Raw genomic sequence first — 12,883 nt, 5'->3', positions numbered from 1 at the left:
ACAACAAAAATGACTATATTTCCCACACAATAGATAAATATATAGTCCCACACAGCAGCTTATGACTATATAAAACAAGAAAAGCTGAGGATATATAGTCAAAATCAGCCTTCATGACTATATAAATCTAAAGAATTTAAAAATATATAGTCCAAAAGAGTCAAGATGACTATATATACTAAAACTAATAAAAATATATAGTCAGAAACAGTCAGATTACAACAAAAATGACTATATATTCCCACTCATCACAGAAATATATAGTCATCCTATCGAACCACGATGAATAACAATCGTCCGAGGCGCCACTATTTGCTCACTACATGCCCTGGATTACCTACAACTGTGGCTCCGGCAGGAACATCGTGAATAACTACCGCGTTGGCGCCGATGCGGGCACCCTTACCTACAGTGATAGGCCCGATGATTGCTGCGCCGGCGCCGATGTCTACACCATCCTCAATCACTGGCACACCGCGGCCGTTTGTACCAACAACGCAGCCCTGGCGGATTGTGACGCCGCTTCCGATGACAGCGTCCACATGTATGACGATGCATGAAAAATGATCAATCATGAACCCAGCCCCAATTGGCTTGATGTGGCTTGGAATATCGATACCATATTTAACAGCAACACTATGAAAGCGAAGCCTGGTGATGAAGGCCAGAGGCTTCATCCAGCTATGTGAATTCTGGTAGCAGAGCTTTCTGTACCAGTAGCTCCAAGCATAGCCAGGCTTCATTTTATAGGCTTTGAAACGGCCGATAAAAGTATCATCATTCGAATATCTTAAAAAATCACTTCTGAGTAATTCCTTGTATTCTTTTTTTGTCATAAATTATCTCCAATAATGATTGTTAAACAGCATTGTGACTGCCATCATACCTTCTATTGAAATGATCTGTAAATGTCTAGCAACTTTCCGCAATACTCATCGATATTATTATATTCCATGGCACGCTTGGTTGCACCAGAAGATTTGCTGGCATATAAATCCGCATCAGTTAAAAGAGATGTGATAGCAGCCACAAATTCATCCTTGTCTTCACAGACGAAGCCACAGCTATCATCCATGATTTTCACTAGTCCGCCGCTATTTGTGCTGACAACAGGAACTCCAAGAGACATAGCTTCTAAAGCAACAAGCCCGAAACCTTCCCATTTTGAAGGCATCATTAAAACTTCTGTGCATGCCATATAATCATAAGAATTTTTCTTAAATCCTTCCAAAACAACCACATCAGAAAGTCCTGCATTAGTAACAAATTGCTGAAGCTCTGGCATCAACTCACCATCACCTACAATTCGAACTCGCTTCAATAGTCCGGCCTCAGCTACCTCTTTAGCAACCTCAAGCACAAGCATAGGATTCTTTTGCTCAGTAAGACGTCCCACAAAAAGTAAATCACTGTCGTAGCTCTGAAACTCGGAAACACCTGAAACTCTAGCGCCATCTGAAACATCAGCACCAGCACCATCAGCCCCAGAACCAACCCCAACAGAAACCCCAGCACCATCAACCTCAAAAAGCTCCTGCTTCACCTGAGTCTTAACTCCATCCACAGAAAAAGGATTTCCCACGATGGTGATAGGGCATTTAATCTTGCTGGTGTAGCGATACTCATCCCTGACAGCATCAGAAACCATCAAAATATGGTCGATATACTTGCAGGCCATCAAATAAGAAATGGTCTTGTAATGAAATTTTTGAATCCATGGTGGATTGTTGTGTAGATGGGAAATGATAGGCACGCTGCCCTTAAGCGCAAAAGCGCAAAGAACGCTAGCTGTGAAATCGTGGGCGTGAACCACTGTTGGATGAAACTTTTCAACAGCTGCCTTTATTGAAGCGACATCAAGCTTATCGATGCCGTAGTAATTGTCGTAAAGACCGATAGATTTGAGCTTGTCCTCTATAGGACCATGAGGAGCCATATAAATGAACTCCTCATGATCAGAAAGACCTTTAATAATTTGACAGACAACGTTTTCTGCCCCTGAATATATTTTGGATTTGATTACATGTAAAATCATGAATTTATTCTCCTGCAATAGAATAGCGGGCGGTATTGCTGCCGTACACATATGTGCTTAAAAATTCGTCAATTTCGCTGAATGACTTAGGGAATTCCATTCCAAATTCCTCAGCAATTTTTCCGTTGTAAAGCTTAACTGAATCATCTGCGCTTCCGTAGCCGATTTTGATTGTTGTAATATCGTCGCCGTTGAATACGCGCACTGCCTTTTTGCCAGCTGCATATCCAAGTGAATATGGGTCAGAGAAAAGTGTTACAAGTGCGTTTTCGCCGATTGTTGTGTCTCCGGCAACAACAGTAACTTTTGATTCGATAGCGATTTCTCCAATAACATCCATCTGGTCGGTAAGCATGCTACCAAATGGGATGTAGATTGCTGAACACTCATCGCATGCTTCTTGGATGCGAGACTCTAGAGTGATTTCTTCCTCTGACTCCTCAGATGATGAACTGCTTGAAGATTTAGTATCATCTGAATCACCAGATTCTTCTGATTCTTCCTCGTCCTCCGAAGTTTCATCATCAACCTTGCTTGATGTACGAACTACCTTGCCACCAGTCCAGAAATCTGATTGAAGAGCAACTCGTGTAGATGATGGTGAATTCAAACCTAAAACAGAGTCCTCATTAAGAGCAACTACGTTATTGTCCATTCCCTCTTTTGCAGAGAATGCAACGAATTTACTAGGAGTCAAAGCTGTGGAATTTTGCGCTTCTTCCTCCGCTGCATAATCTGTTGCTGTATCAGATGCTGGAATCAAATATTCCTTCCAAGGGATTCCCGCCTGATCCAGATATGCTTCGAAAATCTCGTTCTGATAGATGGCATCGGTGTCCTCTGGTGAGAAGAAAATGCCGACAGTCTGTAAATCGTCAGTTGCTTCTATCATAAGAGATACCTGGTCAACGATGCTTGGCTTGCTGCTGATACCAGTAACATTTTTGCCTGTAGTCTTGTCCCAGGATTTACCATCAAGGCTGGCGATTCTAAGTGTGCCCTTGAAATCGATAATTCCAGTGGCGATGATTGGAATGGTATCTGTAGCAGATGTTGCTGATGAAAGTGTCTGCTTTCCAGCAGTGAAAATCATATCAGAGCCATTTTTTACTGCATCTTTTGCAATGGTTTCACTGTCTGCATCTTCTGATACAGAAGATGTAGTGATTACAAAGTGCTCATCACCTAGATAATCTGAAAGGGCATCAGAAAAGCCCTTTAGTAGATTTTCATTGTAGGTATTGTCTTCGGATAAGAGTGCTGATATATTATATTGATATGAATCCTCAGTGGATTCTTCATTAACTTCTTTTTCAGACTCGGATTCGTTGTTGCTTCCACAGGCAACTGTTGAAAGACCGAGAGTAGCAGCTAATGCTATGCTTAAAAATCTTTTTTTCATATTGTTCCTTTCAAAGATTCAGTTACTAAATAATAATTAGAAATCCCAAATTAGTCAAATAGGAGTCTTATGAAACAATTCGACAAAGGTATTATAGACTTTTGCCTAGAGTTATTATATCCAAAACGATGTGTGGCTTGCGATAAAGTTTTATTAAAAATAGAAAAAGATATGGGAATCTGCAAGGAATGCGCACCAAAAGTGAAACTGGTGGGAGGTACCTATTGCATAAAATGCGGCGGCCCTATCAATAATCCGTCAGAAGAATTCTGTAATAATTGCAAGGAAAACAAGCATCATTTTGATCAGGCAAAAGCAGTGTTCAGATACACAGGTGGCATGAAGGAAGCCATGTACCGCTTCAAGTATTCTAATAGGAGATGTTACGGCAAAGTTTTTGCAATTCACGCATTGAGAAACTATGGCGGCTGGCTAAAGGCCATTAATGTAGATGCAATTGTGCCGGTGCCGATGTACGGACCTAAAGAAAAGAAGCGCGGATACAACCAGGCAGAGGTGTTTGCAAAGGCGCTAAGTAAGGCAACAGGCATACCCATTGCTGACAAAATTGTCAGACGAGAAAGAGATACTGCTGCAATGAAAGAACTAAATAGTACAAAAAGAAAGAAAAATCTGTTAAAAGCTTTTATAATAACGGAAAATGTTGTACAATTTAGAAAAGTACTTATAGTTGATGATATTTACACAACTGGCACAACGATGGACGAAGTGGCCAGGGTGTTGAAGAGCGGGGGAGTAAAAGAGGTATTTGGTATGTGCGTCTGCATTGGCGAGTGCAGCGACTAAAGTAGGAGGAATCATCTATGGAGGTACGTAATTGTAGAACTTGTGGCAGATTGTTCAATTATATAGGAGGCAATCCTAACATGTGCCCTGCATGTCGCGACGATTTGGAGAAGAAGTTCCAGGAGGTAAAGAGTTATATCCAGGATAATCCACGTGCTAGCATTCAGCAGATTTCAGAAGACAATGAAGTTAGCACAAATCAGCTTCGTCAGTGGATTCGTGAGGAAAGATTACAGTTTACTGACGATTCACCAATCGGTATCGAGTGCGAAAACTGTGGCGCTAGTATCAAAACCGGTAGATTCTGCGAAAATTGTAAAAATACTATGGCAAATTCTCTGGCTCAATCTATTGAAAAACCAAAGCCAATTGAGGAGCCAAAGAAAAAACCAGATAATAAAAATAAGATGCGTTTCCTTGAAAAATAGTGCATTAATTCAAATACCTGCTAGCAAAAGCTAGTGGGTATTTCTTTTTCAGCCAATTTTATGCTATACTCATTCTGTATTACTAGGTAAAAAGATGAGAGGATTGTTATGATAAATGAAGAGCGCGTAAAGCACATGACATCCATGGCCATTTTCGAAAAGGAATTAGGCCCTGAATATCAGCCTATGCTTCGCTACTCCAAAAAAGAATACATAGCTCTACATGGCTGGGGAGGCTTCCTCGCCGGCACAGTATTTTTTGCGGTTATTTACGTAGGAATTGTTTTGTATATTACAGGCAATGTCCTTGAGAATATCACCACAATGTATATTTTACTTATGATTTTAATCGGGTTGTTGGTATACGCTTTGTACATCATCGTACATGTTCACAATACCCGTCGCAGGGCTGCAAAGCAGTACAGAATGGGCAAACGTCTCATCAAAGAATTGGCAGCTAAATACTCAAAGCTCAACCTCATGTACGAGGATGAAGCTCAACAGACCAAACCATTACTTGCTAGAAACAAAGAAGAAATATACTAAAGGATCAATATAAAATGAACGCATTTATCAGATTACGAGATGACATTAGAAGATTCATTCTCTCCAGAGAAATGATTTTTTTGAAAATATGGAGCGCACTTATTGCCTTCGTAGGTCTTATGTGCATCAAATCCAACTTTGGCTACAATGATACAGTTAGCCAGCTTTGGGTTTCTATTATCATTACCATAATAAGCGCATTTTTCCCTATTCAGGGTGTTTCCCTAATTTTATTGTTAGTTTTATTGATTGATTTAGCGGAGCTTGGTGCTCAGGTTGCTCTTGTTGCACTAGCATTGGTGGTCATTGGCTATCTCGTTTGTGCATATTTTAGAAGCAAAAATACTTACAATATGGTCATGGTTCCAGTGTGCTATTCATTCCATTCACCATATGTTATGGCACTTGGCACTGGCCTTATGTCAAATATTAATGAGCTTTGCTCAGTTATCTGCGGAACAGTTACCGCATACTACTTACACGTAATCAAAAACAATGCAGCTGCAATCCTTGATGAGACTAGCGATGTTTCAGTCTTTTCTTTATTAAATGAGCAGCTTCTTAAGAGCAAGATGTTCTACTTCTTCTTGGCTGCCATGGTTGCAATGTTTTTAGTTGTTTATTTACTTCGTCAGGCTAGCATCAATATGTCATGGATAGTTGCAAACTTTGCAGGCGTAGCCGTAGAGTTCATTATCATGATTGCCGGCTTTTTGCTTACTAGCCAAAAGGGCGAGATTCCAGGGCTCATCCTTGGCAATATTATCGTCTTAGTTGTAGGTTTCATTTTGAATTACTTCATTCTTGATTTGGACTACTCACGAATTGAAAAGGTTCAGTTTGAGGATGATGATTATTACTATTATGTAACTGCAGTACCAAAGATCAGAATTGTAGAAGAAGAAAAAGAAGTAAAGAAAATATAATCCCCGACAGGGTAGTAAGGAAGTGGATCATTGGTTGATTTTGTCAATGCTGTAGATGCCTTCATCGATGATTATTTCAATGTAAATATTCCAGATGTTTCCATTACAGATGTAATTGAAATTTTCATAATTGCATACTTCGTATATCACTTATTGGTATGGGTGAAAAACAGCAGGGTTTGGATGCTTATTAGAGGCGTCATTTTTATCATGCTGTTTTTTGTGCTTGCAGCAATCTTTCAGATGAACACTATCCTTTGGTTGGGAGAACGATTTGTATCAGTCGCTGTTACAGTGCTGATTGTAGTTTTCCAGCCAGAGCTTCGTCGAGCATTGGAGCAAATTGGTCGACGCAAAATCACATCACTTTTCACTTGGAACCTGCTTAAGCCAGGCGCTAAGAAATTCGACGACTCAACCATCACCGGTATGGTATCTGCATGCTACGAAATGGGCGCAGTTAAAACCGGTGCACTTATCGTTGTTGAAAACGATATGCAGCTTACAGAATTCGAAAGAACAGGAATCAGTCTGGACGCTCTTGTAACCAGACAGCTTCTTATCAATATATTCGAGAAAAACACACCACTTCACGATGGTGCTGTTATCGTCAGAGGAGACAGAGTTGTTTCTGCAACATGTTATCTTCCTCTTTCAGATAACATGGCTTTGTCAAAGGATTTGGGAACTCGCCATAGAGCAGCTGTTGGTATCAGTGAGGTTTCCGATTCCCTTACAATCATTGTTTCAGAAGAAACTGGAACAGTATCATACGCAAGAGAGGGACGCATCGTTCGCGACGTCAAGGAAGATGAGCTTATTGCAGAGCTTAAGCGCATTCAGAATCCTGACGTAGAAGAGGACGGCACAGCCCATACTTCGGAAGGAGGTATGGCATGAAGCAAAAGATTATTAATGCCCTTACAAAGGACGTAGGACTTAAGATTTTAGCAGTTGTATTTTCCTTCCTGCTTTGGTTGGTTGTTGTAAATATCGATGATCCAACTCAGACCAGGACATTCACGGCTGTCGTTACGGTCACCAACGAGGATGTCTTAAAGAGTGCAGGAAAGCTTTATGAAATAAAGGATGGAGTTAACACAGTCAGCTTCCGAGTTACTGCAAAGCGTTCCATCATTGAAAAGCTTTCTCCTTCAGACTTCTCTGCTACAGCAGATATGAACAGTCTTGAAAATGAGGAGCGTATCCCTGTCACAATTGCGGCAAAATCATATGCAAACTACATCACTATCTCAAGCAAGCAAAACTACCTGTACGTAGTTCTTGAGGATGAGCAAACAGAACGATTCGTTATCGAGGCACAGACTACAGGTACAATTGAAACTGGCCTGACAGTAGACTCTGTCACAAGCAGCCCTACTGTCATCACAGTTACTGGTCCTGAGGACGTGGTTTCTACAATTGATAAAGTAGTTGCTTCAGCAAACATCACTGGTGTTACAAGCAACTTCACAGAGAGTGTTATTCCGAAGTTCTACGATTCAGAAGGCGAAGAAGTAGATTCAAAGGAACTTACGCTTTCGGTGTCTACAGTTAGTGTTAGTGTTACCTTCTCTAATATCAAAACTGTGGATTTAGTAGTCAAGACAAGCGGCACGCTGGATAGCAGCCTGACTCTTGATTCCATTAAAACTGATCCTTCATCAGTTGGTATAAAGGGAGAGGCGACAGCCCTTAATGATGTCACTTCAATCACAATACCTGATACAGTTATCAACCTTTCAGATTTGACTGGTTCATTTACCACTACGGTGGATATTTCATCTTACCTGCCTGAAGGCATTACTTTGGCAGATGGCTCGTCATCAAAGGTTACAATATATGTTTTGATGTCTGGCGAAACAGCTTCCACTGCAGAAGTCAGCGCAGACAACATTTCACTTACAAACATTCCTGAAGGGCTTGCAGTTTCACTGGATGCTTCTTCAGTGACAGTCAATGTATTCGGCACATCCGATGCACTTTCAGCTTTGAATGCAAGCAGCATCAAAGGCACAATTGACTGCACCAACCTTACAGTTGGAGAATCACAGACAGTTGTGGTTCAGTTTGAAAATATTGAAGGGGTCACCATTCAAAATACATCGGTGACAGTTACCGTTATTGAAGATACATCAGCGGCAACAGAAGATTCAGAGGAGTAATATGGGAAGATTATTTGGAACAGACGGAGTCAGAGGAGTTGCTGGCTCAGAACTTACTATTGAGCTTGCAAAGGCTTTGGGCCAGGCGGGCGCTTATGTACTTACAAAAGAAGCATCACATCAGCCTACAATCATCGTAGGATGCGATACACGAATCTCAGGAACAATGCTTGCTTCAGCACTTATGAGTGGTATCTGCTCAGTTGGTGCTAATGCAGTTTACGTAGGAGTTCTTCCTACACCAGCAATCGCTTACTTGACACGTAAGCACAAGGTAGACGCTGGAGTTGTTATTTCTGCCAGCCACAACCCAATGGAATTCAACGGAATCAAGTTCTTCAACGGTGAAGGCTTCAAGCTTTCAGATGCACTTGAGGATGAAATTCAGGAGCTCATCGAGAGCGACATGAAGGGCATCAGCCTTCCAACTGGCGCAGAAATCGGAAAGGTAGATTTCAGATTCGACCTCGGCCGTGAGTATGTTGATTTCTTAAAGCAGACAGTACCTATGGACTTGTCAGGATTAAAGATTGTTATCGACTGTGCAGAGGGCGCTTCTTACAGAACTAGCGTTGCTTGCCTTTCAGAGATGGGCGCAGAGCTTATCACAATCCACAACAATCCAGACGGCACAAACATCAACTCAAACTGCGGAAGTACACACATGGATGAGCTTAAGGCTCGTGTTGTTGCAGAGAATGCTAACATCGGTCTTGCATTTGATGGCGATGCCGACAGAATGCTTGCTGTAGATGAAAAGGGACGTCTTGTTGATGGCGACCAGGTAATGGCTATCTGCGCAAAGCACATGAAGGATAAGGGTACACTTAAGAAAAACACATGTGTAGTTACAGTAATGACAAACCTTGGATTCACTTTGATGGCAAAGGAACAGGGCATCAATGTTGAGTCAACAAAGGTTGGCGATAGATATGTTTTGGAAAATATGCTTGCAAACGGTTATAATATCGGCGGCGAGCAGAGTGGACACGTTATCTTCTTAGATGACAACACCACAGGTGATGGACTCCTTTCAGCCCTTCACTTACTCAGAGTTCTTGTGGAGACAGGCAAGTCACTTTCTGAGCTTGCTTCTATTATGGAAGTATTACCTCAGGCACTTGTCAATGCCAAGGTTCCAAACCACAAGAAGGAAAGCTACATGGAGTATCCTGAAATTGCAAAGGCAATCGGCGAGCTTGAGGCTAAGTTCGCTGGCGAAGGACGTGTACTCATCCGCCCATCAGGCACAGAGCCACTCGTTCGTGTTATGATTGAAGGCAAGAATCAGGAAGAAATCGATGCAGATGCACACGCATTGGCTGAATTGATTACTAACACAATGTTGTAAACTAAACTAGGAATATTGAGATGGTTTCAAGAAAAGTAAAGATTGTTAATGCAACAGGCTTGCACCTAAGACCGGCAGGGGTCTTATGCGAGACTGCCATGAAATATACTTCTAAGGTTACATTCACAACTGATAATCATTACGAGGCGAATGCAAAATCAGTACTAGGGGTGCTGGGAGCATGCGTCAAAGCCGGCGAAGAAATCACTATCATCTGCGATGGCGAGGACGAAACCGCAGCCTTGGAGGATATCGTCAATTCTATCGAGGGAGGACTCGGAGAATAGTTATTATTTGAGTTAATCAAGTTAATGATCTGAAGAACAATCCAATCAAATGGTTTTGTTCAACAGATTCATTCATAGACAAAAAGTAGCATGCACTAAGAGTACAAATAGCTTGTAGCTATAAAGCTCTGAGTGTTGCTGCAGGAGACGTGTTAGTCGACGAAAGCAATATCTCAGGCTTGAGAGCGTAACGAGCGAGAGATAGTCCTTAGGGCATGCGAGATACAAGACTAGGAGGAAGAATAATGTTGAACTACAAGCGTTACAAAGCAAACCCAGTGTTAGAGTTTCCACAGCGTACATGGCCTAACAAGCAGATCACCAAAGCTCCAATTTGGTGCTCAGTAGACCTACGTGACGGCAACCAAGCCCTCGTCGAACCAATGAACGTCGACGAAAAAATGGAACTATTCGACCTCCTACTAAAACTTGGTTTTAAAGAAATCGAGATTGGCTTCCCTGCAGCAAGCCAAATAGAATTTGACTTTTTAAGACAACTCGTTAAGGAAAATAAAATCCCTTCAGACGTTAAGGTGCAGGTACTTTCTCAGTGCCGTGAGGAACTGATTGACCGCACATTCGAGGCTATACAGGGAATACCAAATGTTATTTTCCACATTTACAATTCCACATCAACTCTTCAAAGAGATGTGGTTTTCAATGCAGACAAAGACGAGATTATCAAAATTGCCAAAGCAGGCACACAGATGGTAAAGGACAGACTTGACCGTTACAGCGGCAACCTTCAGCTGGAATATTCGCCAGAATCATTCACAGGCACAGAGGTTGAGTTCGCCCTTGATATTTGTACAGCTGTTCAGGATACATGGGATCATGCAACAGATGCACCTATCATCTTCAACCTGCCAGCCACAGTAGAGATGAACACACCAAACGTTTATGCTGATCAGATTGAATGGATGAGCACTCACTTCAAAGACAGAGATAACATCATCCTTTCAATTCATCCTCACAACGATAGAGGTACAGGCGTTGCTATCACAGAGCTTGGCCTTCTTGCCGGTGCAGACCGCGTGGAAGGTACACTTCTTGGAAATGGTGAGCGTACAGGTAATGTAGATATTCTTACAATTGCTTACAACATGTTCTCTCAGGGTGTAAATCCTGAGCTTGAGCTTGATGATATAAAAGAAATCGTGGAGGTATGTGAGAGAGTCACAAAGATGCCTACCGATGCAAGACATCCTTATGCAGGCGAGCTTGTATTTACAGCTTTCTCTGGTTCACATCAGGATGCAATCAACAAGGGCGTTTCTGCAATGCGCAGTCGCCAGAATATGTATTGGGAGGTGCCATATCTTCCAATCGACCCAGCCGATATCGGAAGAAAGTACGAGCCAGTGGTTCGTATCAACAGCCAGTCTGGAAAGGGCGGCGTTGCTTTCGTTATGGATACAGTTTACGGCTACAAGCTTCCAAAGAAGATGCAGCGTGAATTTGCTGATGTTGTTCAGTATATTTCAGAAAAGCAGGGCGGCGAGGTTACACCTCAGCGCATTATGGAGGCATTCAAGTCTCAGTACTTGGAAAACAAGGAGCCACTCACACTGGAATATGTTGTTATCAAGGACGACAAGGATACCGACGATACAGTTGCTATTCTTGACTTCAGCTACCACGGAGAGAAATTCCACTCAGAGGCTGAAGGAAACGGTCCTATCGATGCTGTTAAGCTTGCAATTAAGCAGTGCGTACCAGAGCTTGACTTCTCACTTATTGACTACACCGAGCATACACTTGCTCAAGCACAGGGTTCTGGAGCAAAGGCTGCAGCATACATCGAGATGCGCGACGAGCGTCATGGCAACACCACATTTGGCGTTGGCGTAAGCTCAAATATTACTCGTGCCTCAATTCGCAGTATGTTTAGTGCTTATAATCGTCTTATAGCGAAAGCTAAAGACATTTAAAATAGCAAATTATTTGCATAAAGTTAAAGAGGAAATAAAATGAGAAAGATTTTAGTAACAGGATGCAACGGCCAGCTTGGTCGTGCCATTCAGAAAGAGTATGGAAATGAAGTAGAATTCATACTCACAGACGTAGTAGAAGGAGAAAAGATTTCTCCACTCAACATTATGGATTTGGAAGAAGTTCTTAGCTTCGTAGAAGATAAGAAGCCAGATGTCATCATCAACTGCGCAGCAGCTACAAACGTAGACGGCTGTGAAAAGGACTGGGATTTTGCTTACAAGCTTAATGCACTTGGCCCTAGAAACTTGGCTATCGCTGCTTCAAAGGTTGGAGCAAAGCTTGTGCATGTCAGCACAGACTATGTCTTCCCTGGCAATGCAACAAAGCCTATCACAGAGTTTGATCAGCCAGCACCAATCAGTGCTTACGGCAAGACAAAATACGAGGGTGAAAAGTTCGTTCAGCAGTTTGCAGACAAGTGGTTTATCGTACGTACAGCTTGGCTTTACGGCGATGGCAAGAACTTCGTTAAGACTATGCTTTCTCTTGCTGAGACACATGACGAGCTTTCAGTTGTTTGCGACCAGCTTGGTTCGCCAACATCTGCAGTAGAGCTTGCCCGCATGATTCATCACCTTGAGCCTACAGAAAACTATGGTATTTTCCACGCCACATGCGAAGGTGATACAAACTGGGCAGATTTCACAGAGGAAATTTTCAAGCTTAAGGGCATCAATGTAAAGGTCAACCACGTTACTAGCGAGGAATACAAAAAGATGAATCCAGCTAGTGCCGACAGACCTCACTACAGCATCCTCGACAACTACATGCTTCGTCTTACAAGCGGCTACAAGATGGCCGACTGGAAGGACGCCCTCCGCGAGTACCTCGCATAAACCGTTAATGGACGCATGAAACCTTTTTCACGCGTTTAGTAAATATATTATTATTAATGTGATTTAAATCGGGCAAATATCATAGAATATCTAGGGGATTTGCCC

The 12,883-nt window shown here is 42.1% G+C and carries 13 protein-coding genes; 10 read left to right on the top strand and 3 right to left on the bottom strand.

Annotation, left to right across the window (positions count from 1 at the left end; genetic code table 11):
- Positions 1 to 308 precede the first annotated feature (308 nt).
- Genes BM102_RS08465 through BM102_RS08455 form a run of 3 tightly spaced genes read right to left on the bottom strand, consistent with a single transcriptional unit; the run spans position 309 to position 3,437 of the window.
- On the bottom strand, positions 309 to 836 hold the full coding sequence (locus tag BM102_RS08465) for a serine O-acetyltransferase (RefSeq protein WP_090480942.1): 528 nt from the start codon (positions 834 to 836) through the stop codon (positions 309 to 311).
- Positions 837 to 889: 53 nt separating this feature from the next.
- Positions 890 to 2,035, bottom strand: coding sequence for a glycosyltransferase (locus BM102_RS08460; protein ID WP_177194938.1), 1,146 nt, complete (start codon positions 2,033 to 2,035; stop codon positions 890 to 892).
- Positions 2,036 to 2,039: 4 nt separating this feature from the next.
- Complete coding sequence (locus BM102_RS08455) at positions 2,040 to 3,437, bottom strand: ABC transporter substrate-binding protein (RefSeq protein WP_090480938.1); 1,398 nt, start codon at positions 3,435 to 3,437, stop codon at positions 2,040 to 2,042.
- A 69-nt stretch (positions 3,438 to 3,506) separates the two neighbouring features.
- Here BM102_RS08455 and BM102_RS08450 point away from each other — a divergent pair, with 69 nt between their 5' ends.
- The 10 genes from BM102_RS08450 (at position 3,507) to rfbD (ending at position 12,778) form a co-directional block, all read left to right on the top strand.
- On the top strand, positions 3,507 to 4,244 hold the full coding sequence (locus BM102_RS08450) for a ComF family protein (protein ID WP_090480935.1): 738 nt from the start codon (positions 3,507 to 3,509) through the stop codon (positions 4,242 to 4,244).
- 17 nt (positions 4,245 to 4,261) lie between these two features.
- Positions 4,262 to 4,672, top strand: a complete 411-nt coding sequence (locus BM102_RS08445) for a FeoC-like transcriptional regulator (RefSeq protein ID WP_044938876.1) — start codon at positions 4,262 to 4,264, stop codon at positions 4,670 to 4,672.
- Positions 4,673 to 4,780: 108 nt separating this feature from the next.
- Positions 4,781 to 5,218: a hypothetical protein gene (locus tag BM102_RS08440; RefSeq protein WP_044938874.1), complete on the top strand. Its 438-nt coding sequence runs from the start codon at positions 4,781 to 4,783 to the stop codon at positions 5,216 to 5,218.
- 14 nt (positions 5,219 to 5,232) lie between these two features.
- Positions 5,233 to 6,144, top strand: a complete 912-nt coding sequence (locus tag BM102_RS08435) for a hypothetical protein (protein ID WP_090395170.1) — start codon at positions 5,233 to 5,235, stop codon at positions 6,142 to 6,144.
- A 30-nt stretch (positions 6,145 to 6,174) separates the two neighbouring features.
- Positions 6,175 to 7,044 carry a diadenylate cyclase CdaA gene (gene cdaA, locus BM102_RS08430; protein ID WP_090480931.1) on the top strand — a complete coding sequence of 290 codons (870 nt, stop codon included), beginning with the start codon at positions 6,175 to 6,177 and terminating at the stop codon, positions 7,042 to 7,044.
- Positions 7,041 to 8,309, top strand: a complete 1,269-nt coding sequence (locus tag BM102_RS08425) for a CdaR family protein (RefSeq protein WP_090480928.1) — start codon at positions 7,041 to 7,043, stop codon at positions 8,307 to 8,309. Before cdaA ends, BM102_RS08425 begins: the two co-directional genes overlap by 4 nt.
- 1 nt (position 8,310) lies before the next feature.
- The gene (gene glmM, locus BM102_RS08420) at positions 8,311 to 9,660 is read left to right on the top strand and encodes a phosphoglucosamine mutase (RefSeq protein ID WP_044938866.1); all 1,350 of its coding nucleotides are present in this window, start codon (positions 8,311 to 8,313) and stop codon (positions 9,658 to 9,660) included.
- Positions 9,661 to 9,680: 20 nt separating this feature from the next.
- Positions 9,681 to 9,947 carry an HPr family phosphocarrier protein gene (locus BM102_RS08415; protein ID WP_090480925.1) on the top strand — a complete coding sequence of 89 codons (267 nt, stop codon included), beginning with the start codon at positions 9,681 to 9,683 and terminating at the stop codon, positions 9,945 to 9,947.
- Between the two features lie 245 nt (positions 9,948 to 10,192).
- Positions 10,193 to 11,878, top strand: a complete 1,686-nt coding sequence (leuA, locus tag BM102_RS08410; RefSeq protein ID WP_090480922.1) for a 2-isopropylmalate synthase — start codon at positions 10,193 to 10,195, stop codon at positions 11,876 to 11,878.
- A gap of 39 nt (positions 11,879 to 11,917) precedes the next feature.
- On the top strand, positions 11,918 to 12,778 hold the full coding sequence (rfbD, locus tag BM102_RS08405; RefSeq protein ID WP_090480919.1) for a dTDP-4-dehydrorhamnose reductase: 861 nt from the start codon (positions 11,918 to 11,920) through the stop codon (positions 12,776 to 12,778).
- Positions 12,779 to 12,883: the final 105 nt, after the last annotated feature.

The organism is Pseudobutyrivibrio sp. JW11 (assembly GCF_900115355.1).
Taxonomy (GTDB): Bacteria; Bacillota; Clostridia; order Lachnospirales; family Lachnospiraceae; genus Pseudobutyrivibrio; species Pseudobutyrivibrio ruminis.
This window is presented reverse-complemented; position numbering and strand designations above follow the sequence as displayed.